The organism is Streptomyces sp. Y2F8-2 (assembly GCF_014905555.1).
Taxonomy (GTDB): domain Bacteria; phylum Actinomycetota; class Actinomycetes; order Streptomycetales; family Streptomycetaceae; genus Streptomyces; species Streptomyces cynarae.
In genome coordinates this window covers 670,214-689,245 of sequence record NZ_BNGS01000004.1, presented here as the reverse complement: position 1 = coordinate 689,245, position 19,032 = coordinate 670,214, and the positions used below count along the sequence as shown (strand labels likewise).

The following is a 19,032-nucleotide window of genomic DNA, read 5'->3' as shown; positions in this document are numbered from 1 at the left end:
CGCTGCCCACCTACCCAACAGACCGACGGCACCACTTCCCCCTATCCCGTAAGGAACCACGGCATGACCATCCCGCACGCCTTCCCCCTGGAGCCCACCCCGATCCATGTGTCCGACGAGGTCCTCGATGACCTGCGCGCCCGTCTCACATTGACCCGTCCGCCGCTGGACGAGGCGAACGGGGACTGGTCCTACGGCGTCCCCGACAGCTATCTCCGCAAGCTGGTCGCCTACTGGCGGGACGGCTACGACTGGCGCAAGGCCGAGGCCGCCATCAACGTCTACGAGCATTACCAGGTGAGCGTCGCCGGTGTCCCGGTGCACTTCATGCGCAAGCCCGGCCGCGGCCCTAGCCCGATCCCGTTGATTCTCACCCACGGCTGGCCATGGACGTTCTGGCACTGGTCGAAGGTGATCGACACGCTCGCCGACCCGGCCGCGTTCGGAGGCGACCCCGCCGACGCGTTCGACGTCATCGTGCCGTCCCTGCCCGGCTTCGGCTTCCCCGGCCCGCTCACCGGCTTTCCGGACGTCAACTTCTGGAAGGTCGCCGACCTCTGGCACACCCTGATGACCGAGACCCTGGGATACGAGAAGTACGCCGCCGGGGGCTGCGACATCGGCGCGCTCGTCTCCAGCCAGCTCGGCCACAAATACGCCGACGAGCTGTACGGCATCCACATCGGCTCCGGGCTGCCCCTCGACTTCTTCACCGGCCCCCGCGCCTGGGACTTCGCCCGGAACCGGCCCCTCACCGACGACCAGCCCGCAGACGTCCGCGCCCGCATCATCGAGCTGGACCACCGCTGGGCGTCCCACCTCGCCGTGCACACGCTGGACGGCGCCACCCTGGCCCACGGGCTGAGCGACTCACCCGCCGGACTGCTCGCCTGGCTGCTGGAGCGCTGGAACGCCTGGAGCGACAATGGCGGCGACGTCGAGTCCGTCTTCACCAAGGACGACATGCTCACCCACGCCACGATCTACTGGGTGAACAACTCCATCGCCACGTCGATGCGCTACTACGCCAACGCCAACCGCCACCCCTGGGTCCCAGCCCACGACCGCACCCCGGTCGTGCAGGCCCCGGTCGGCCTCACCTTCGTCACATACGAGAACCCGCCCGGCATCCACACCGCCAACGAGCGCGTCCGGGCGTTCAAGACCGGCCCGCAGGCCGATTGGTTCAACCACGTCAACGTCAACGCCCACGACCGCGGCGGCCACTTCATCCCCTGGGAGAACCCCGACGCCTGGGTGGGCGACCTGTGCCGCACCTTCCACGGCCGCAGGCCCTGAACGGCCCTGCGGGCTCGTGCAGCATCGGGCCAGGCAAACGTTGCCTGACGGGGCGTGCGCGTCGGCTGACCGTCGCGCGCCGCCCGCCGCGCCGTCAGCCTGAGCCGGCCTCCCTGAATTCCCGGCCCATTGGCCATCTTCATGAGTTCTGGGACGGGTTGTTCACCATTTCGGGAGGCAACCGGATCGGTCCGGGAGCGATACTCACGAGAACGGGACGTCCCCGGCCCACTCAGCTCGTTCTTTCACCTCTGGGTCCCGCCTGGTACTCCCCTCAAAACGGGGTGATCATGGCGCCCTGATCAGACACACTGGTTCGGTGCAGCATGATGAAGAACAGCCGTTGTCCGGTGGCAACGTCAGCGATGGTGTCGTTCGTGTCGGAGATACCGTCCGCCGTCCGACCGGACCGTGGACGCCCGCAGTGCACGCCTTGCTCACGCACCTGCACGAGGTGGGATTCCGGGCGGCACCTCGTCCTCTGGGCATTGACGACCAGGGGCGCGAAGTCCTGACCTTTGTGCCGGGCCATGTGGTCTGGCCCTACCGGTTCTCTCTGCTGGAACCCGCTCGGCAACTGGCTCGCGTGGCACACCTGATCCGGGACTTCCACGATGCAGTACAGGACTTCACGCCACCGCCCGATGCACACTGGCAGGTGCTGATACCCGCCGAGGGCAGCGACATCATCGCCCATCACGACCTGGCCCCATGGAACCTTGTGGTCGCAGACGAGTCCCAGTGGGCCTTCATCGACTGGGACACCGCCGGCCCCGGTTCCCGTCTGTGGGACGTCGCGTATGCCATGCACGGTTTCATCCCGTTGTCCGCGCATCCTGACTGGCAACGCCGCGACGCGGGCGACCGACTGCGAGTCTTTGCCAACGCCTACGGCCTCGATGAAGCCGAACGCCGAGGGCTGGTCCCTCTGTTAGGACGCCGTACGCGTTCCATGCACGACTTCCTGCGCGACCAGGCCGCCCGGGGTGTCCAGCCCTGGACAACACTGTGGGCCGCAGGCCACGGCGACGCCTGGCGAAGCGACGCCGAATACATCGAACAGCGCGAAGACCAGTGGGTGCACGCCCTGCTCGCCGGCTGAGGCACTTCCACCCGCGCCTCGCTCCCGGCGTCGAACGGCGTGGCGTCCTTCAATGACGTTCGGGCCGGAGGTGAGCCGTCCCGAAGGCAACACCCCACACGCAATACCGCCAGGCGTTGCCGGCTGAGCCTTCGCCACACCGATCACGTCCACAGGGGACACCGGATCTGACATGCGGAAAAATGCACGGGCCCGAGCCACGGCCGGGCTGGGCAGCGGCGCCCAAGTGGGACGTTTCTCCGGACTCCCTGCGGTGTCTCATTCGGGTGCCTGATAGAGGGTTTCCTTGACCGTTTGTGTCGTGTATGGGCGGGGTTCTCGTTCGGCGATTCGGGCAACCCAGGGCGGGCCAGAAGCGGGCCTGCGGAACTCAGCCCGTTCCCGAGTGTCGAGAACGGTCGCCGGGTCCGTCCTCGGTATACCGGTGGCCTCAAAGGGCCGCGCAACGCAGAGGGAGAACCGTCATGACGCTTCAGCGGATGGACAACGTCGGCATCGTTGTCGAAGACCTGGACGCCGCCGTCGCCTTCTTCACCGAACTGGGCATGGAGGTCGAAGGCAAGGCTCAGATCGAGGGCCTCTTCGCGGATCAGGCCGTCGGACTCGACGGAGTCCGCAGCGACATCGCGATGATGCGGACCCCGGACGGCCACGGCAGGCTGGAGCTCGCGCAGTACCACACCCCCGCGGCGATCGGCGACGGATCGCGCAACCCGCCGCCGAACACGTTGGGCCTGCACCGGGTCATGTTCGCCGTCGACGACATCGACGACACCATCGCCCGGCTGCACCGCCATGGCGCCGAACTAGTCGGCGAGGTGGCGCAGTACAAGGACCTCTACCGCCTCTGCTACCTCCGCGGCCCCTCAGGCATCATCCTCGCCCTGGCCGAACAGATCAGCTAACGGCCCTTCACCGCCGCACACCGGCCGTCGAAAGCGCCTCCACATCCCGGAAGATCGTCCGCACCGAACACCTCCAGGCGATCCGCCGGCTCGCCGGCAGGCGCCGTTCTGGGGGGACGCCAGTCACATGCACGGGCTTCTTCAGCCAGACACATCCGATCAACTGACCAGTCCATCAAGGAGAAACGCTCTAGTCGACCAGGTACAGGGGCGGCACAGGCATCCAGCCTGCGCAAAGCTCGGCGCGCAGCGCCGCCGAAGGCATCCCTGACCGGCTGGCTCAGCCCGGACACTCCATGAGCGGGCGGCCCCAGACACTGCGCACGCAACTGCGGGGCAGTGCGCTGCGTGGAAGGTTGTGTGGTATTTCGCTTCCCCTGTCAGCGGCACTGCGTAGGGTTGGGATTCCGGACGGATCATGGGGGGCTTGTGAGTCTGAAGAACGCCTACTTGGAGACCGCCGCGCAGGCCGTAGCCTTGCTGGACGCACCGGAAGTGGCAGCCTCGTGGGAGGAGCCCAGCGCGTTGGCGCAGTGGACCGTCGGCGGTCTGGCCGGCCACCTCGCGTATCAGATTTTCAGCGTGGATTCGGCACTGCAGGGACCCGCCCCTGAGCAGGAACCCCTCCCTGTGCTCGAACACTACGTGCGGGCCGCGTGGATCGACGCGCCGCTCGACGGCGAGATCAACTCTGGGATTCGAGCGAAGGGTGAAGGCATCTCGTCCGAAGGCGTGCGGCGGCTGGTCAAGCGCGTTCACGCCGCGCTCGACCAGCAACGAACCGGCATCGAGGAGGTGCAGGGCGACTGGGTGGTGTTCATGCCGCAAACAGGATGGGCACTGAGCCTGGACGATTTCCTCGTGACCCGGATGGTCGAGCTCGCTGTGCATATGGATGACCTGGCGGTCAGTGTCGGCCTCAGCGCGCCGGAACTTCCAGGGACGGCCCTCGACCCCGTACTTGCGGTGCTGACCGGGCTTGCCGTCCGGCGCCATGGCCAAGCGGCCCTGCTCCGGGCCCTGACTCGCGCGGAGCGGGCACAAACTGCGATCAACGTGTTCTGAACGTCGCGTCAGCTCGCGCCGACCCGTTCGGCCTGGGCTTTGGTGTGGGCGAGGCGGTAGGACTCGGTGCCGGTCTGGACGATGGCTCCGTTGAAGGCCAGCCGGTCGACGGTGGCCGAGGTCGGCGAACTGCTGGCGGATGGGTGGCAGCCTGAGCGTGCGGTCGCGCGGGGAAGGGACCCGGCTTGCGCAGGAGGGCCTCCAGGTAGTGGCCCAGGACCAGGCGGGACTCGCCCCGGCGGCTGAGGCGTTCGTGGTGGGCGACCACGGTGCGGCCGTCGTGGGCGATCGGATCGCCGGATGAAGCATCGCCGACAGGTGGGGCCGGTCGTGCCGGCCATCGCTCGTGGCACGGCCGCGATGCGCTTGGGTGTGCTGCCGGTATCGGCCGCGCTTTGTGGTCGCCTTTGTGGCTGAGAGCGTGATGTCGGTTATGCTCACCTCGTGTCCACCATGTCCGTTATGTCGGCTTCTTTGGTTCCCGCCGGGATCGATGTGGTGACGCGGTATCTCGACCTTGCCGGTGTCTGCTCGTGTGCGCTGTTGGGTGGTGCTGTGGCTCGCACGGCGCGCCTGGACCTGTTCGGGTTCTTGGTGGTCGGCGTCGTCTCCGGCCTGGGCGGAGGTGTGATCAGGGATGTGCTGCTGCAGCACGGTACTCCGGTGGCGCTGACCGACTACGCCTATCTGGCGGTCGCCTTCGCCGGTGCCGCGGTCGCTTTTCTGATCCGGATCAGTGAGCAGTCCTGGACCCGTCTTTTCACTGTGCTCGATGCCGCGGCAATCGGGTTCTGGGCGGTCGCGGGCGCCAACAGGACCTTGGCGGTCGGTCTGGGCTGGCTCCCCGCCGTCATGCTGGGCACCCTCACCGCTGTCGGCGGTGGCGCCCTGCGTGATGTCATCCTCGGCCGGGTGCCTGCCGTGTTCGGCGGCAATGGCCTGTATGCCACTGTCGCCCTGGTGGTCGCCGCGGTCACGGTGCTCTGCTCGTACCTCGGGATTCCCGGGGTCGGTATCGGCCTGGGTGTCGCCGTGGCCTTGGTCTTCCGGCTCACCGCCGTGCACTTCGGCTGGAATCTGCCCAGCGGCCTGGACTGGCAGCCCCATTCCCAACTGGCCTCGCTCATGCGGCGCCGCTCTCGTCCCGCCACCGGCCGTGGGGGTAAGTCCCACTCGCACAAGGAGGAACCGTGAGCGACAGTGCCCGCACCGTGCTGGCCGGTCTGGAGTCCATCCGCTCCGATCTGGAGGAACTCTACAAGGACCTGCACAGGCACCCCGAACTCGGCCTGCGGGAGCACCGCACGGCCAAGAGGGTGTCCGCTGCCTTGCGGGGCTTCGGCTACGAGGTCACCGGCGGCATCGGCGGGACGGGGGTGATCGGGATTCTGGCCAATGGCGAGGGCCCGGTTGTCATGGCTCGCGCCGACATGGATGCCCTGCCGGTACGTGAGCAGACCGGTCTGCCCTACGCTTCCACGGTCACCGTCATCGGCGAGGACGGCACCGAGCAGCCTGTGATGCACGCCTGCGGACACGATGTGCATGTGGCCTGCCTGATCGGCTGTGCACGGCTGATGGCCCAGGCCGAAGAAGCCTGGCGGGGCACTTTCGTGGTTCTCTTCCAGCCCTCGGAGGAGAACGGCGACGGCGCCCACGCCATGATCAACGATGGTCTGACGACCAAGGCGCCCCGACCCGACGTGGTCCTCGCCCAGCACGTTCTGCCCTATCCTGCCGGTTACGTCGGCACCCGCTGCGGACCGTTCCTGTCGGCCGCGGACAGCCTGCGCATCACCGTCCACGGTCGGGGAGCACACGGCTCCATGCCCCAGGCCGGGGTGGACCCCGTGGTGATGGCCGCGATGATCGTCGTGCGCCTGCAGACCATTGTTTCCCGGGAACTGGCCGCCACCACCCCCGCCGTCGTCACCGTAGGCAGCGTCCACGCCGGGACCGGCCCCAACGTCATCTCCGACAGCGCCGTCATCCAGGTCAACGTCCGCACCTACGACGACGCCTCGCGCACCCACGTCCTGAACGCGATCGAGCGGATCGTCAAGGCCGAGTGCGAAGCCTCCCGCTCACCGAAGGCACCCCGGATCGAAAAGATCACCTCCTTCCCGCCCACGGTCAACGACGAAGCCCCGACCCGGCGCGTCGCCGAGGCATTCGCCGCCCACTTCGGCGACAACGCACACACCATCGACCTGCAGACCGCCAGCGAGGACATGAGTGAGATTCCCAAAGCGTTCGGCGCGCTGTTCACTTACTGGGGCATCGGCGGCATCGACCCCGGCCTGTACGCCCAGGCTGCCGAGAACGGCACGATCGCCCAGGACGTCCCCGTCAACCACAGCCCCACCTTCGCCCCCGTCACCCAACCCACCCTGGACACCGGCGTCAGCGCCCTGACCGTCGCAGCCCTCGCCTGGCTCGGCACCTGACAGCACACGTCGTTCTCCTGCCCGACCGTCACTGCCATGCCCTCACCGCACGAAGCCGGCAGATCGCACATCCGGGCCGTGGCCACCCGCAGGCCGGCCTCCTCTGAGACCCTGGCGCCGGACCTCGCCGTCACTACCGCCGGGCTGGGCACGGGTCCTCGTACCCTCAGCGGCGCATCCAGGCCGCGGCATCGTGCTCGGCCTCCTGCCCCCGGCGCTTGGCTGTGTACACGAGAACGAGCTCTGGTCCACTTCTTGTGGTGCGGTCACACGCTGTTCTCTCTCGGGTCGTCTGCTGGGATGATCGCCTCATGCTTCAAGCTGGGGGGCTGGGCCTGTCATGAGTGAGTGGTCGCCGGAGGTGCTGGAGGTCCTGGAGGCTTCTGGATGGACGGCGGGCAGGCGGGTCGACACGACCGGCTGGCGGTCCAGGTTCGAAGCGGTCGGGATCGTCATGCACGACGCTGCCGAGAAGTTTCTCCAGGAGTTCGGAGGGCTGACCATGAGCATCGGCGGCCCGGGAATCAACCGCGCCCGGGAACCATTCGAGCTGGACCCGGAGCTGGCTTGGGGAGAGGATGACCGGTTCTCCGAATGGAGCGACTCCTTGGGGAGACGTCTCTTCCCGCTCGGCGAACTCGATCACGGCCGATTCTTTCTCGGTATCGATGAGGACAGTGAGATCTACCTTGTCGAGACCTGGGTCGCCAGCTTCGGGCCAATGCCGCACGCCCTCGAAAATCTGATCCTCGGCGCGATGCCCCGCAGGATCGATGACGATCACAGACAGTCGGATCAGGCCCGCTGACATAGTCATTTGGCGAGCAGGACGTGCTTGCGGAGGAGCTCGAATCCTGCGCGACCGAAAATCTGGCGCTTGAGCATCTTGATCCGGTTGACATGGCCCTCGACGACACCGGAGTTCCACGGCTGGGAAAGTCCGGGCGACGACGGCGTCAAGGTCGCGTTCGAGGTGCTGAGCGAATCGGCTGAGACTGGGCAGGCCGGTAGCTGGTCTGGCTGATTCGATCCACTGTGGCAGTAGGTCGGTGACCACGTGGGCGAAGGTCCGCACGTGCTTGGCGAGGACGTCGATGCAGGCCTCAAAGATGCCAGGCACAACCATGCCGCCAGCCGACACCACTCCGCCGGCCAACCAGCCTCCCGACTCGGGTTCCGGGAGTTCCCCGGCCTCCCCCGCTCCAAGCGCAACCTTGAGCTCTGCCTCGGACGCGATCCAGTACACGGGGCCCGTGCGCATCGCTGAAACGGGGCCGGACCTCGACGTCGACCCGCCGAAACTCGACTTCAGCGGCCAAGACGTAAGCCTGGGGCTGATTGACCCGCCCCGGGTCTTTGGCTTCGACCCGACGAGCCAGCCCAGTTTGGCCCTGTGGACAGGTTCGACCATGCCCAACAGGCAGCAGTGTTCCGACCTGCTTTCCACCCAGAGCGTGCCGCATCTGGAGGTGAAGAAGGGAACGGTGTTCTGCATCCAGACTGATGCAGGACGCATCGCCGTGGTGACAGTCACATCGACGAGCAACGACTTCCACACCGGTGAAATGGCGCAGGTAACTGTGTGGTCCGAGGCATCCGGTTACTGACCTTGTTGCCGTGATGTCGTCAAGGTGAGGCCGGTTTCGGTGAGGCATCCGTCGATGAGGTTGCTGCGGTACTGGATCTGGCGGAGACCGTGCCGAAGCGCGCTCATGAGGTGGTCAGGGTCGGTGAAAGCGGGGTTGGCCTGACTGCTGCGTCGCAGCAGTGACCAGATGCCCTCGACGGGGTTGAGATCGGGTGCATAGGACGGCAAGAAGTAGCAGGTGATCCAGTCGTGGGTGTCGATGAACTCCCGCAGCCGGCGGTCTCTGTGCACGTTCAGGTTGTCCCGAACGAGCACGATCGGTGCGCCGAGTTGCTGGTGGGCGGCGATGAGCAGGCCGCAGTAGTCGGTCCGGGTGAAACTGCGTCTGCAGCGCGGGGCAGTTCGTCCACCACAGCATCGAGGAGAAGGGCCTCCATGTGCACACCGTCGGCGCCGGCCGTTTTTCCCCGCCCGGTTCGGCTGAATGCGTACTTCGCCGAAGCGCCGCCCATTGCTAGCGTCGGAGCGAGCCGGGAGACGGGGGCAGGCGTTGGCGGCAGCCGAGGTGATCGATCTGGTGGCGATGGGCGAGGACTTCGTCCGCGATCCGTATCCGGTTTACGCAGCGCTGCGGGAGCGCGGCCCCGTGCACAAAGTGCGGATTCCGGAGGGCGCGGAGGCCTGGCTTGTCGTCGGGTACGAGGCCGGGCGGGCCGCGCTGGTGGATCCGCGGTTGTCCAAGCAGTGGGAGAACGCCTCGCCGTCCTTTCCGATCCCCAGTCCGTCTGCGGGGCCCCACATGCTCAACTCCGATCCACCGGACCATGAACGGCTGCGCAAGCTGGTCGTCCGTGAGTTCACTCCACGCCGGATCGAGCAGCTCTCGCAGCGGGTGCGGCAGATCACCGACGAGTTGCTCGACGCGATGGTGGCGCTTCCAGAAGGGCGGGCCGATCTCGTCGAGGCACTCTCGTTCCCGCTTCCGATCTCGGTCATCTGCGAGCTGCTCGGTGTGCCCATGCTCGACCGGGCGGCGTTCCGTGCCTGGACCGGCACGATCCTCACCGATCCCGACCCGGAGGCGCGGCTCGCGGCGACGGATGAGGTCGCCGGGTATCTCACCGACTTGTTGGAGCGCAAGCGCCGGGCCCCAGGCCAGGACCTCATGAGCGCCCTGATCCGCACCACTGACGAGGACGGTGACCGGCTGTCCGCGGACGAACTGCGCGGAACCGCCTGGCTGCTGCTGGTCGCGGGGCATGAGACCACGGTCAATCTGATCTCCAACGGCGTATTGGCCCTGCTGACCCATCCCGACCAACTCGCCGCACTCCGCCAGGACATGACGCTCATCGACAACGCGGTGGAGGAGATGCTGCGCTACGACGGGCCGGTGGAGACGCCGACGTTCAGGTTCACCACCGAGGCGGTCCAGATCGGCACTACGGTGATCCCCGGCGGTGGTGAGCTGGTCCTCGTGGCCCTGGCCGACGCGAACCATGACCCGGCACGCTTCCCCGACCCCGGTCGCTTCGACATCCGGCGGCCCGCAGGCGGTCATGTCGCCTTCGGTCACGGCATCCACTACTGCCTCGGCGCGCCGCTCGCCCGCATGGAGGCTCGGATCGCGATCCGTGCCCTGCTGGAGCGCTGCCCCGACCTCGCACTCGACGCGCACCCGGCCGCCCTGAGCTGGCGCCCCGGCATGCTCATCCGGGGCCCGCACCAGCTTCCGGTGCGGTGGAAGTCCTGACCTCGCGCTTCCTGAACACCTGATCCGTTCCGGTCAGGACTCATGCGTGTCGTCGTGGAAGATGCTGCCGTATCGCAATGAGCATCGGACCATGTCTGCGGCCCGACACGACCGTCCGGCGTCATGTGACCGCCGCCATGGGCTTCTTCGACCGCTCTCTGCGTCGCAGCCCCACGGCGACGGCCCCGGCGAACAAGCTGGGGCGGGACTGGCGGCAACTCGCCGAGCGGTTCGGGGCGGAAGGATTGAGTCTCGTATTCGAGCTGGCCCTGGACAGCGAGGCCATGCGCGACCGTGCCCCGGACATGGGGCGGTTGCAGCAGTGCCACAGTGATCATCTAATTGGACGGTGCCAGGGTGCGCACGACGTCGAACTCGTTGCCCTCGGGATCGGCCATGACCACCCAACTCCGGCCAGGGCCCTGGCCCACGTCCGCCTTTGTGGCGCCAAGGCCAACCAGCCTGGCTACCTCATCGTCGGTACTGCCGTCGATCGGGCTGACGTCCAGGTGGAGCCGGTTCTTCACGGTCTTGCCCTCGGGCACCTGGATGAAGAGCAGGGAGGGCGGCATCTGGCGGGCCCGTACCTCCTCGACGGTCGGCTCCCAGGAACCGATCTCGACCTTGCCCTCGCTCCGGTCGATCACCTTGAAGCCCAGGACCGCGCACCAGAAGGCCGCGAGCCGCTCCGGATCGTGGCAGTCGACAACCAACTCGGTGAACCTACTGGTCATTACTCCCCCAGACAGTGCGGACGGGGGCTCAGCCTATGGGGCCGCGCCACCCCTCGGGTCCGAAATTGCTACGCCCACCAACCCTTGGAATCGATCATCTAGGTCGAAATGGGCGCCGCCGAACCCGGCCGCCAGAACCTGGCGGGCGGAACGGACCACCGCAGCTCGTGCCGCCTGCCGTTGCAGTCGCAGGCCAACCGATCCCTCGCTCGCGAGCTCGTCGCCGAGCCAGGCCTGGACGCGTACGCCGGGTAGCTCGCGGTGTACGGCGTCGATCAGCCGACGCGCATTTCTGTAAGCGGCCTTGGGGAGCGTGCCGTCGTGTTCCAGCGGGCCCGCGTGCACGTACAGGTCGCGGATGCCGGTGTCGCGCAGGCGCGGCGCGCCAGCGCATCAAGGTCCGTGTTCCGCTTACGTCCGTCGACCCAGGCGTGGCCGAGCCACAGAGCGTCCCGATTCCGGGTGTACGTCTCCGGCGCTGGGTCACCCGCGTAGTTCAGCCGTAGGGCGACTCCGGCGGCGAGGGTGGAGACGAGGAGCGCGAGGAGCAGACCGAGGGCGACCAAGGGCGACCCGTCGGGTCCAGCTCAGCCAGGCGCGACGGGGCCGACCGTTGCCGCGGAGTCCCCCGGCCGACCCGCGCGCGGGACCGGCCTCACCGCCGGCCTGCAGCACCCCTGGCTCCCTCGGCAACCGCGGCTCCGGCGAGTCGGCGACGCACTCCGGCTCTGCCCCCTCGGAACCGGACTCGTCCGCGAGCGGCTGCCCCGTCCGCTCCGTGTCCATCTCTGTATCCCCCCTCACACACCCCACGGCTACCTCGACTACCGGGCGACAGCAGTTCCCGGCATTGGCATCGCCTGCACATCTCGGCCTGCCGCAGCAGCGCGGTCGCGAGCTCGCTGGACGGGAGCAGCCTGTCACAGACCCGGTACAGGGCGGTATCGCGGGTTGCCCGGCCCGCCTCCCCTCCCGCAGGATGAACGTCAACCAGATCTGGCCGACGGTCACCGCGCTGACCTGACGCTGACCTGCGACCTGCCCAACTGGCTCCAACTCCTGCCTTGCGAAGGCGAGATGCAGTCTCGGCTGCTACTCCGTCGGCAACGACACGCTCTGGGGTGTCAACCGGCGTCGCGAGGGCGCCGATCACAGTCTCGCCGCGCTCAAGAGCATCCGGGCGCCGCGCTCAAGAGCATCCGGGCGGCCCGCCCGGACGGTGCCCCACCTACGTCATCCTGGACAACCCATCCGCCCACAAAGGCAGCAAGATCCGCCGGTGGGCGGCCAGGAACAAGGCCGAACTCTGCTTCACGCCGACCAACGCGTCCTGGGCCAACCCCATCGAGGCGCACTTCGGGTCGCTACGGCAGTTCACCCTCGCCAACTCAACCACCCCAATCACGCCGTCCAGACCCGCGCCCTGCACCGCTACCTGTACTGGCCCAACCGGAACGCTCGTCATCCCGACGTCCTGGCCGCCCAGCGCCGGAAACGCGCCCGTATCCGCAGCGAGAAAGGCATCCGATGGGGCCGCCCTCTCAATTCAGCGGCATGAGCGCCGCGCCGTGACCGCCGGCGATTTTGACACGAGCGGCTTCGCCGCAGGAACAAGCCCCGTCAGGGCTTTTGGGGCTTGCGGGCCAGCAGGCAGGCGTGCGGTCTGTTCACCCGTCCGCCAGGCTCCTGCTCCAGCCTCGCGGTGACGACGAGTCCGGCCTGCTCCAGCAGGCCGATCATGCGGTCCAGGGGCAGGAGATACGACTCGTAGGACACCGGACGACCATAGCCCTGGGTGGGCTGCAGCCGTTCATCGCCGACATAGTCTCCCCAGAGCAGGTAGCCGCCGGGCGCGAGCGTGCGGTGGAACTCGGCGAACACCGCCGGCAGCCACTGCGGGGGCGTGTGGTGGGTGGAGTACCAGGCCAGGATGCCGCCGAGCTCGTCGTCCCTCGTCTCGAGCGCGGTCATCGAGCCCTCGGTGAACCGCAGGTTCGGATAGGCGTGCCGGGCCAGCCCGATCATCTTCGGTGACAGATCGACGCCGAAGGCCGACACTCCCAGCCCGGCCAGGTGCGCCGTCACGCGTCCAGGGCCGCACCCCAGGTCCGCGACCGGCCCCAGACCGGCCGTCCGCACCAGTTCGGCGAACCCCGCCAGCATCGCGCGTGACAGCGGGTCCAACGCGGCTGGAGGCGGGACGCGTTCGACGTAATCGGCGGCGACCGTGTCGTACGACTCGCGGACGGCGGTCAGAAAGGAGGGCTCAGCCATGCGGGCGACCCTAGACCAGAGGACCGACAGGCCGTGTCACGACCTTGAGTCGACCCGCGCGACATCCACCGCCGCAGACACCCGGCCATCACACCACTCCGCTGATCGTTTCCGGTCGGAGCACCTCGTCCTGGTCGGCGTGCAACGCCACGGCGACGTGCAAGTCCAACGCCAGCGGCTACGAACACTTCCCCCATAGCCATCGAATCCAAGAGCAAAGCCGAACCCGAACCCATGCGGTCAGGGCACCAGAGCTGAGCGCATGACGACACCGTCGTCAGTGACCGCCGGCGCGGCTTTCGAGGCGGAAGTCGAACGGTACCGTTCCCGGGTCGAGGGCGGTGATCCCGCCGTCCACGGTGAGCACCGCACCGTTGACGAAGGACGCGGCGGGCGACAGCAACCAGTTGATCGCCTCGGCGACCTCGGACGGGTCACCCGGACGCCCAGTGGGCACCAATTTCGTGGCCTCTTGGTACGCCTCCTCGACCCCGCCGCCCAGTCCCGACTCCTCCGCGAACCGGGCCATGCGCCGGTCGGCCATCTCAGTACGCACCCAGGTGGGGCACACGGTGTTGGCCCGCAGCCCCTGGTTCCCGTAGTCGACGGCCACCGAACGGCACAGTTGCAGGAGGGCGGCCTTGGAGGTGGCGTAAGCGGCGTTGCCCTTCCCGTTGCGCAGCGCGGATACGGAGGAGACCGCGACGACCGAGCCACGGGCCTTCAACAGGTGCGACAGAGCGGCGCGTAGCATCAGGAACGGGCCGGTCAGATTGGTGCGGATCACCTCGTCCCAGGTCTCGTCCGAGAGGTCTCCCACTGCGCCGCCGCGTCCGATGCCCGCGTTGAGGACCAGTCCGTCGAGCCTGCCGTAGCGGGAGACCGTGGTTTCGACCAAGTCCTGGACGGCGGTCGGGTCCGCGAGGTCGGCGGGGTACGCCAGAGCGCCGGTCTCGTCGGCCAACTGCCGTAGCGGCTCGGGCCGCCGCCCACCGATGACGACATGGTGGCCTTCGGCCCGCAGCAACCGGGCAGTCGCCGCACCGATGCCGGAACCACCGCCCGTGACGACGACAACTCGTGTTTTCGACATAGTCGTTGGGTTTCCTCACTTGCTGGCGATCAGGCTGTGTGATCCTACGCAGAGGGGCTCGGCTGCGCCGCGGAATCCAGTTGATCACCGCGGTGTGCGGCGCGTGGCATGAACCATATGTTGCCGCAGTGGTAGGTGCTCGTAGACGTCGTAATGGTCGCCGGTGACGAAGATCGCCTTGCGGTGCGGCGGCCTTCCGGCGGGCGTGCAGCACCTGCATCGAGCGCCCACGACGCACAGACGGCGGTGACGAGAACGGCGGCGTGCACCCCGTTCACGAAGGCGTTGCCACTGCGCTCGACGGCCGCCCTCGGCTGTGCGGGCTGTCGCCGCCACCGGGAACACGCCGATCGCGGCGTGCGGGCCATGGCCTCCACCGGGCGGCGAGAACAAATCGGCTACGCGCCATCCGGCCGTCGAGCAGAGCCTTGGCGACACTTTCGCAGCGCGTGGAATTCACCACATTTGCTCGCCTCAATGCACATGAATGACATAAAAATGGTTCTTTGACCAATAACAGCCCTCCGGTATTCAGCTCCAGGGATTCAACGACCAGTGGCATGGGAGAAGCGTTTGATCACGGCAGGTAAGCGACGCACCGGGCTCATGGCTACGGCCGGCGTGTTCGGCGGCGTACTCGCACTCACGGCCACCGCCGGCACCAGTAACGCTGCCACCAGCGTCAGCACCACCGGGAATCACCCGAAATCGCAGACTCGGGTAGACCACGCGGGCGCCCAGGATGCTTCCGACGCCCGAATAAAGATCACGCCCGGGCAAGGTGCTCACCACGTCGGAATCAACGACCCCGTCAGAGTCACTGTCAGCAACGGCATGCTCACGGGGGTGACCATGACCGCCGTCGCGACCGGTGCCGAGATCCAGGGCACCCTGTCCGCGGACGGTACCTCGTGGAAGCCGAACGGCCGGCTGGAGCGGGCCACCAGGTATCAGATCGCCGCAGAGGCCCAGGACGCCGGGGGCCGGTCCACCACCGATTACGCCACGATCACCACGGTCTCCCCGGCCAACGACTTCGTCGGACACCTCTCCCCCGAGGACGGCTCGACCGTCGGCGTGGGCATGCCGGTGGTGGTCAACTTCGACAAGGCGGTCAGCGACAAGGCCGCCGTGGAGTCGGAGATCCAGGTCAGCGCGAGCAGCGGGCAGCGGGTCGTCGGTCACTGGTTCAACGGCAAGCGCTTGGACTTCCGCCCCCAGCACTACTGGAAGCCCGGCTCCACCGTCACCGTCAAGCTCACCCTCCACGGCGTCCGGAAGACGGTCACGTTCAAGATCGGCCGGAGCCAGATCAGCACCGTCGACGCCAGGACGAAGCAGATGACCGTCGTACGGGACGGCACGACGATCAAGACCATCCCGATCTCGTCCGGGAGCCCCGAGCATCCGACGTACAACGGCCGGATGGTCATCTCCGAGAAGTTCAGGAAGATCCATATGAACGGTGCGACCGTCGGTCTCACGAAGGACGGCAAGCCCGCCTACGACATCAAGGCCGTACCGCATGCCATGCGCCTGACCGACTCGGGCACGTTCGTCCACGGCAACTACTGGGGTGCCGACTCGGTCTTCGGCAAGGTCAATACCAGCCACGGCTGCGTGGGCCTGAAGGATGTCATGGGCGGCGGCGACGACAAACAACCCGCTGCGTGGTTCTTCGACAACTCGATGATCGGTGACGTCGTGATCGTCAAGAACTCCGAGGGCAAGACCCTGTTGGCCCCGGACAACGGCCTCAGCGACTGGAACATGCCGTGGCGCGAGTGGGTCGCGGGCAGCACGGCCCCCTGACACTCCGCCACTCTCCGTCCTGGCCCCTGCGAGACCCCGTGACAACAGCGGCACCGCGCTCGGCGTCGACCGGGCTCTCTCACGCCACTCGCCTCATCCGCCGGGACGCCCGCACAGGGGCGAGGAGGCCGGGTCTCACCACCCCGGCGGGTCGTTCCCGGGCTCGCGCCCGGGAACGACCCGCCGGGGTGAGTGCCTGCGGTGCCCTTTACCGGCCGAAGGCGTAGGCGAACCGGCGGTCAGTGCCCGTCGCGCCGTCACCGGCAGGGTGATCGACGCCACCTGTTTGGATGCGTCGAGCGAGACCTTCGTGGCGAAGACGTAAGTTTTCACCTTGTCCTTACGGCCGTCCTGTCACCCCGCGCGCGGCTTGCTCCTCCCGGCGTTGATGCGCGTGCCAGCTCCCGCGTCGCGGCATGATCCACACGAGGTCCTAGGTCGCCGGCTCGCCCGAGGGTGCGGCTGTGCCGCGGGTGTTCCAGCGGATCAGCAGGGTCGCGGCCGTGAGGGACAACACGGTCAGCGTCGCGGGCACCAGGACGTCGGCGGTGTCTCCGCGCCACAGCCGCGCGTTGGTCAGCCAGGCCACCGGCAGGTCCAGCAGGAACAGGCCCAGGCCGGTCGGCCAGTAGCGGCGGCGGGACTTCTCCCGGAGGCCCGAGACGACCAGGACCGCGGGGACGACGAGCATCAGCAGCGTCACCAGGGGCCGGTTCGGGCGGGGGTCGAAGCCCTCGCCGCCGGGGGTGAACAGCGCAACGGCGGTCAGGACGAGGCCCAGCACGATCCGGCCCGTGCCGGGTCGCCTCTCCCGCGCAGGGGCGAGGGGCGGCGCGGGGGCGAAGGCCGGTGCCGGTGTCGCGGGCGGTGTCGGAGACGGTGCCGTGGCGATACGGCGGGCCGGGGCGTTGACCGCGGTCATCGAGCCGTCCAGGCCGTAGACGAACAACGCGATGCCGTTCTCGGCGGCGTACTCGAGCGCAGTGGCGGCGTAGCTGCTGCCCGTGAAGAAGAGCAGGTCCTTGTCCATGGCCCGGCCACGGGCCCCGAACAGGCGCTGCAGTTCGGGCCGCCCCACCGCGGCCCCCTGGTACTTGACCTGCCCCAGCGCCTGCCGCGAGCGTACGTCGACCCCGCCGTCGCTACCGCCGGGCTGGGCACGGGCGTCCTCGTACCCCCAGTGGCGCATCCAGGCCGCGGCATTGTGCTCGGCCTCCTGCCAGGACTGGATCTGACGTCTGGCCGGAGGCTGCGGCGGTCTGACCGCCGGGGTGTTCTCGCTCGTCACAGCCATGAAGTATCCCTGACGCGATCCAGACCAGGCGCCGCTCACTCCAGCGCCGTTGGCGCTCGCCGTGGAGCTGGCCCATTCCCGGGCCTGCCGGGCAGCAGCCTCGGCGGCCGTTTTCGCCCGCTCGATGAAACTCCTTCGAACAGCATGTCCGTCCGCTCGTCCGTCCGCTCAACAATCGACTCCGTTTCCGCAGCGCTGATCGGGTCGTCGACCAGGTCGCCATGGGCAGCGTCGTTCCCGGCGAAACGGACCTCGTGTACGGCGACCCGTACGTGCTCACAGATCAGGTGGTCCTGCGCACATAGCCCGGGTTGCCCGGCGTGGACACCTCCCGGTCACGGCGCACGATGCTCATCCGGTCGCCGTAGCCCGCAAGGGCTTTGCGCAGGCCGCTGTCCGTGTACTCGACGTCGACGACGTGGTTGTCGAAGGCCTTCGCGTACGCGGCGCACTCGTCGTACTGCCCGCATTCCTCCGTCACGGCGAAGTCGAGGCCGGTCCGCCGGCGCTGCCCGGCCAGACCGAGGGTGTTCTTCTGGCCGATGGCCAGATGGCGGGCGTGCGCGTGGGCCGACAGGAGGGTGATGAAGGCGGTGGCGTCCTGCGCGCTCAGCAGGTTGTCGGAGCGGGTGTAGCTGTCGTAGTTGTCCGGCTCGACCGCGTCGAAGCCCTTGGCGGCGCAGCCGTCGATCCACTGGTTGATCCGCGTCGCCACCCGGGCGCGCTTGGCCGCCGTACCGATGTCGAGCAGCGCCTCGTTCCAGTCCTGGTCGACGACCACCTCGCCGCTGTTGTCCCGCAGCAGCAGATCGGCGGGCCATGTCTTCTCGTCGCCGGGCTGGGCCTGGAAGGCGTTGACGTAACAGATGTTGTAGAGGCCCGGCGCGGGGGACGCCGTACGGTCTCGGCTGACGACGCGGACTCCGCGCGGCGGAGGATAGGCGCCCCCGATCTGGTAGTCGAACCCGGCGTGCAGAGGTGGGAGCCTGACCGCGGTGGAAGTCGACTTCTGCGAGGCGGACGCCTGCGACCGGCTCTGCCCTGGGCTCGCGTCCGAGGGGCCCTCCGTGTCGGCCTTGGTGCCGCAGCCGGCGACCGCCAACAGGGCCACCACAGCGGCGGCCGCTCCGACACGGGCCACACGCATGACGGACATGTCCGCTCCATCCATCGCCAGTACGACCCCGCCTCGGATGCTGCCGCAGTCCTGGCGACTCGGGCCGGACTTGGACCCTGTCCGCTACCGGCTGGGCCCACCTCTGCCGTATCGCAGCGACGGCCCGGCACGCCATGATCAAAGCGTCCGACGGCGGCCCGAGTCAAGGCGCACGGTCACGCGACCCGCGGACCTCGGATCCCCGATACGCACCGACCCGGCGTTCTGCTGTTCACTTGCTGACCGAGGGTTCGCCAAGGCAGGACGACGGCCAGCGCTGTTGCCCAAGAGGTAACGGGTTGCGGTGAAGCCCGGGCTTGCTGCGGTCCTGTGCCGATGCTGCTCCTCCTGGTCTCGACGAACTTGCAGGCGAGCACCGTGACCACTGGCGTAGGCCCTTCGTGCTTTGTCGGTGGCCCTGTTGGCCTCGGAGTCGTCGCTGATCCCCATCGGCCCCCGGTACGCGGTGACGAGATGTGTGGGGCGGGGCAGGCGGCCCTGAACGACGGA

The 19,032-nt window shown here is 68.0% G+C and carries 17 protein-coding genes and 1 pseudogene; 12 read left to right on the top strand and 6 right to left on the bottom strand.

The features are described 5' to 3' along the window. The first annotated feature begins 63 nt into the window (after positions 1-63). From SY2F82_RS17495 to SY2F82_RS17450, 9 genes are all read left to right on the top strand, one after another. Positions 64-1,299: an epoxide hydrolase family protein gene (locus SY2F82_RS17495; RefSeq protein WP_200419980.1), complete on the top strand. Its 1,236-nt coding sequence runs from the start codon at positions 64-66 to the stop codon at positions 1,297-1,299. A 319-nt stretch (positions 1,300-1,618) separates the two neighbouring features. After that, on the top strand, positions 1,619-2,401 hold the full coding sequence (locus SY2F82_RS17490; protein WP_236041554.1) for a phosphotransferase enzyme family protein: 783 nt from the start codon (positions 1,619-1,621) through the stop codon (positions 2,399-2,401). 464 nt (positions 2,402-2,865) lie between these two features. Next, the gene (locus SY2F82_RS17485; protein WP_200419979.1) at positions 2,866-3,306 is read left to right on the top strand and encodes a VOC family protein; all 441 of its coding nucleotides are present in this window, start codon (positions 2,866-2,868) and stop codon (positions 3,304-3,306) included. Between the two features lie 429 nt (positions 3,307-3,735). Beyond that, on the top strand, positions 3,736-4,371 hold the full coding sequence (locus SY2F82_RS17480) for a maleylpyruvate isomerase N-terminal domain-containing protein (protein WP_200419978.1): 636 nt from the start codon (positions 3,736-3,738) through the stop codon (positions 4,369-4,371). Positions 4,372-4,824: 453 nt separating this feature from the next. Beyond that, the gene (locus SY2F82_RS17475) at positions 4,825-5,565 is read left to right on the top strand and encodes a trimeric intracellular cation channel family protein (RefSeq protein WP_200420054.1); all 741 of its coding nucleotides are present in this window, start codon (positions 4,825-4,827) and stop codon (positions 5,563-5,565) included. Further along, a complete protein-coding gene (locus SY2F82_RS17470) occupies positions 5,562-6,818 on the top strand; it encodes an amidohydrolase (protein WP_200419977.1) in 1,257 nt (418 codons plus the stop codon). The genes SY2F82_RS17475 and SY2F82_RS17470 overlap by 4 nt, the downstream gene beginning before the upstream one ends. 340 nt (positions 6,819-7,158) lie before the next feature. After that, positions 7,159-7,626: an SUKH-3 domain-containing protein gene (locus SY2F82_RS17465; protein WP_200419976.1), complete on the top strand. Its 468-nt coding sequence runs from the start codon at positions 7,159-7,161 to the stop codon at positions 7,624-7,626. A 69-nt stretch (positions 7,627-7,695) separates the two neighbouring features. Next, positions 7,696-7,842 carry a hypothetical protein gene (locus SY2F82_RS17455; RefSeq protein ID WP_200420058.1) on the top strand — a complete coding sequence of 49 codons (147 nt, stop codon included), beginning with the start codon at positions 7,696-7,698 and terminating at the stop codon, positions 7,840-7,842. 229 nt (positions 7,843-8,071) lie between these two features. Beyond that, a complete protein-coding gene (locus SY2F82_RS17450) occupies positions 8,072-8,425 on the top strand; it encodes a hypothetical protein (RefSeq protein ID WP_200419975.1) in 354 nt (117 codons plus the stop codon). Here SY2F82_RS17450 and SY2F82_RS17445 read toward each other — a convergent pair. After that, on the bottom strand, positions 8,419-8,892 hold the full coding sequence (locus tag SY2F82_RS17445; RefSeq protein ID WP_374707171.1) for a transposase: 474 nt from the start codon (positions 8,890-8,892) through the stop codon (positions 8,419-8,421). The two genes, SY2F82_RS17450 and SY2F82_RS17445, sit on opposite strands and share 7 nt — an antisense overlap. A 97-nt stretch (positions 8,893-8,989) precedes the next feature. Here SY2F82_RS17445 and SY2F82_RS17440 point away from each other — a divergent pair, with 97 nt between their 5' ends. Beyond that, positions 8,990-10,159: a cytochrome P450 gene (locus SY2F82_RS17440; RefSeq protein ID WP_200420053.1), complete on the top strand. Its 1,170-nt coding sequence runs from the start codon at positions 8,990-8,992 to the stop codon at positions 10,157-10,159. A gap of 338 nt (positions 10,160-10,497) precedes the next feature. Here SY2F82_RS17440 and SY2F82_RS17435 read toward each other — a convergent pair whose 3' ends face one another. Continuing rightward, on the bottom strand, positions 10,498-10,893 hold the full coding sequence (locus SY2F82_RS17435) for a VOC family protein (protein WP_200419974.1): 396 nt from the start codon (positions 10,891-10,893) through the stop codon (positions 10,498-10,500). A gap of 1,087 nt (positions 10,894-11,980) precedes the next feature. On the opposite strand from SY2F82_RS17435, the pseudogene SY2F82_RS17430 reads away from it, so the two are divergent. Then, positions 11,981-12,451: pseudogene (locus SY2F82_RS17430) on the top strand (transposase); the annotation flags it as partial. A gap of 62 nt (positions 12,452-12,513) precedes the next feature. Here the strand turns inward: SY2F82_RS17430 and SY2F82_RS17425 are convergent. Next, complete coding sequence (locus SY2F82_RS17425) at positions 12,514-13,167, bottom strand: class I SAM-dependent methyltransferase (RefSeq protein WP_200419973.1); 654 nt, start codon at positions 13,165-13,167, stop codon at positions 12,514-12,516. Positions 13,168-13,444: 277 nt separating this feature from the next. Next, a complete protein-coding gene (locus tag SY2F82_RS17420; protein ID WP_200419972.1) occupies positions 13,445-14,260 on the bottom strand; it encodes an SDR family NAD(P)-dependent oxidoreductase in 816 nt (271 codons plus the stop codon). 606 nt (positions 14,261-14,866) lie between these two features. Here SY2F82_RS17420 and SY2F82_RS17415 point away from each other — a divergent pair. Then, complete coding sequence (locus tag SY2F82_RS17415; protein WP_200419971.1) at positions 14,867-16,072, top strand: Ig-like domain-containing protein; 1,206 nt, start codon at positions 14,867-14,869, stop codon at positions 16,070-16,072. 433 nt (positions 16,073-16,505) lie between these two features. On the opposite strand, the gene SY2F82_RS17410 is transcribed toward SY2F82_RS17415, so the two are convergent. Further along, the gene (locus SY2F82_RS17410; protein ID WP_200419970.1) at positions 16,506-17,366 is read right to left on the bottom strand and encodes a restriction endonuclease; all 861 of its coding nucleotides are present in this window, start codon (positions 17,364-17,366) and stop codon (positions 16,506-16,508) included. Positions 17,367-17,649: 283 nt separating this feature from the next. After that, complete coding sequence (locus SY2F82_RS17405; RefSeq protein WP_236041553.1) at positions 17,650-18,522, bottom strand: endo alpha-1,4 polygalactosaminidase; 873 nt, start codon at positions 18,520-18,522, stop codon at positions 17,650-17,652. Positions 18,523-19,032 lie beyond the last annotated feature (510 nt).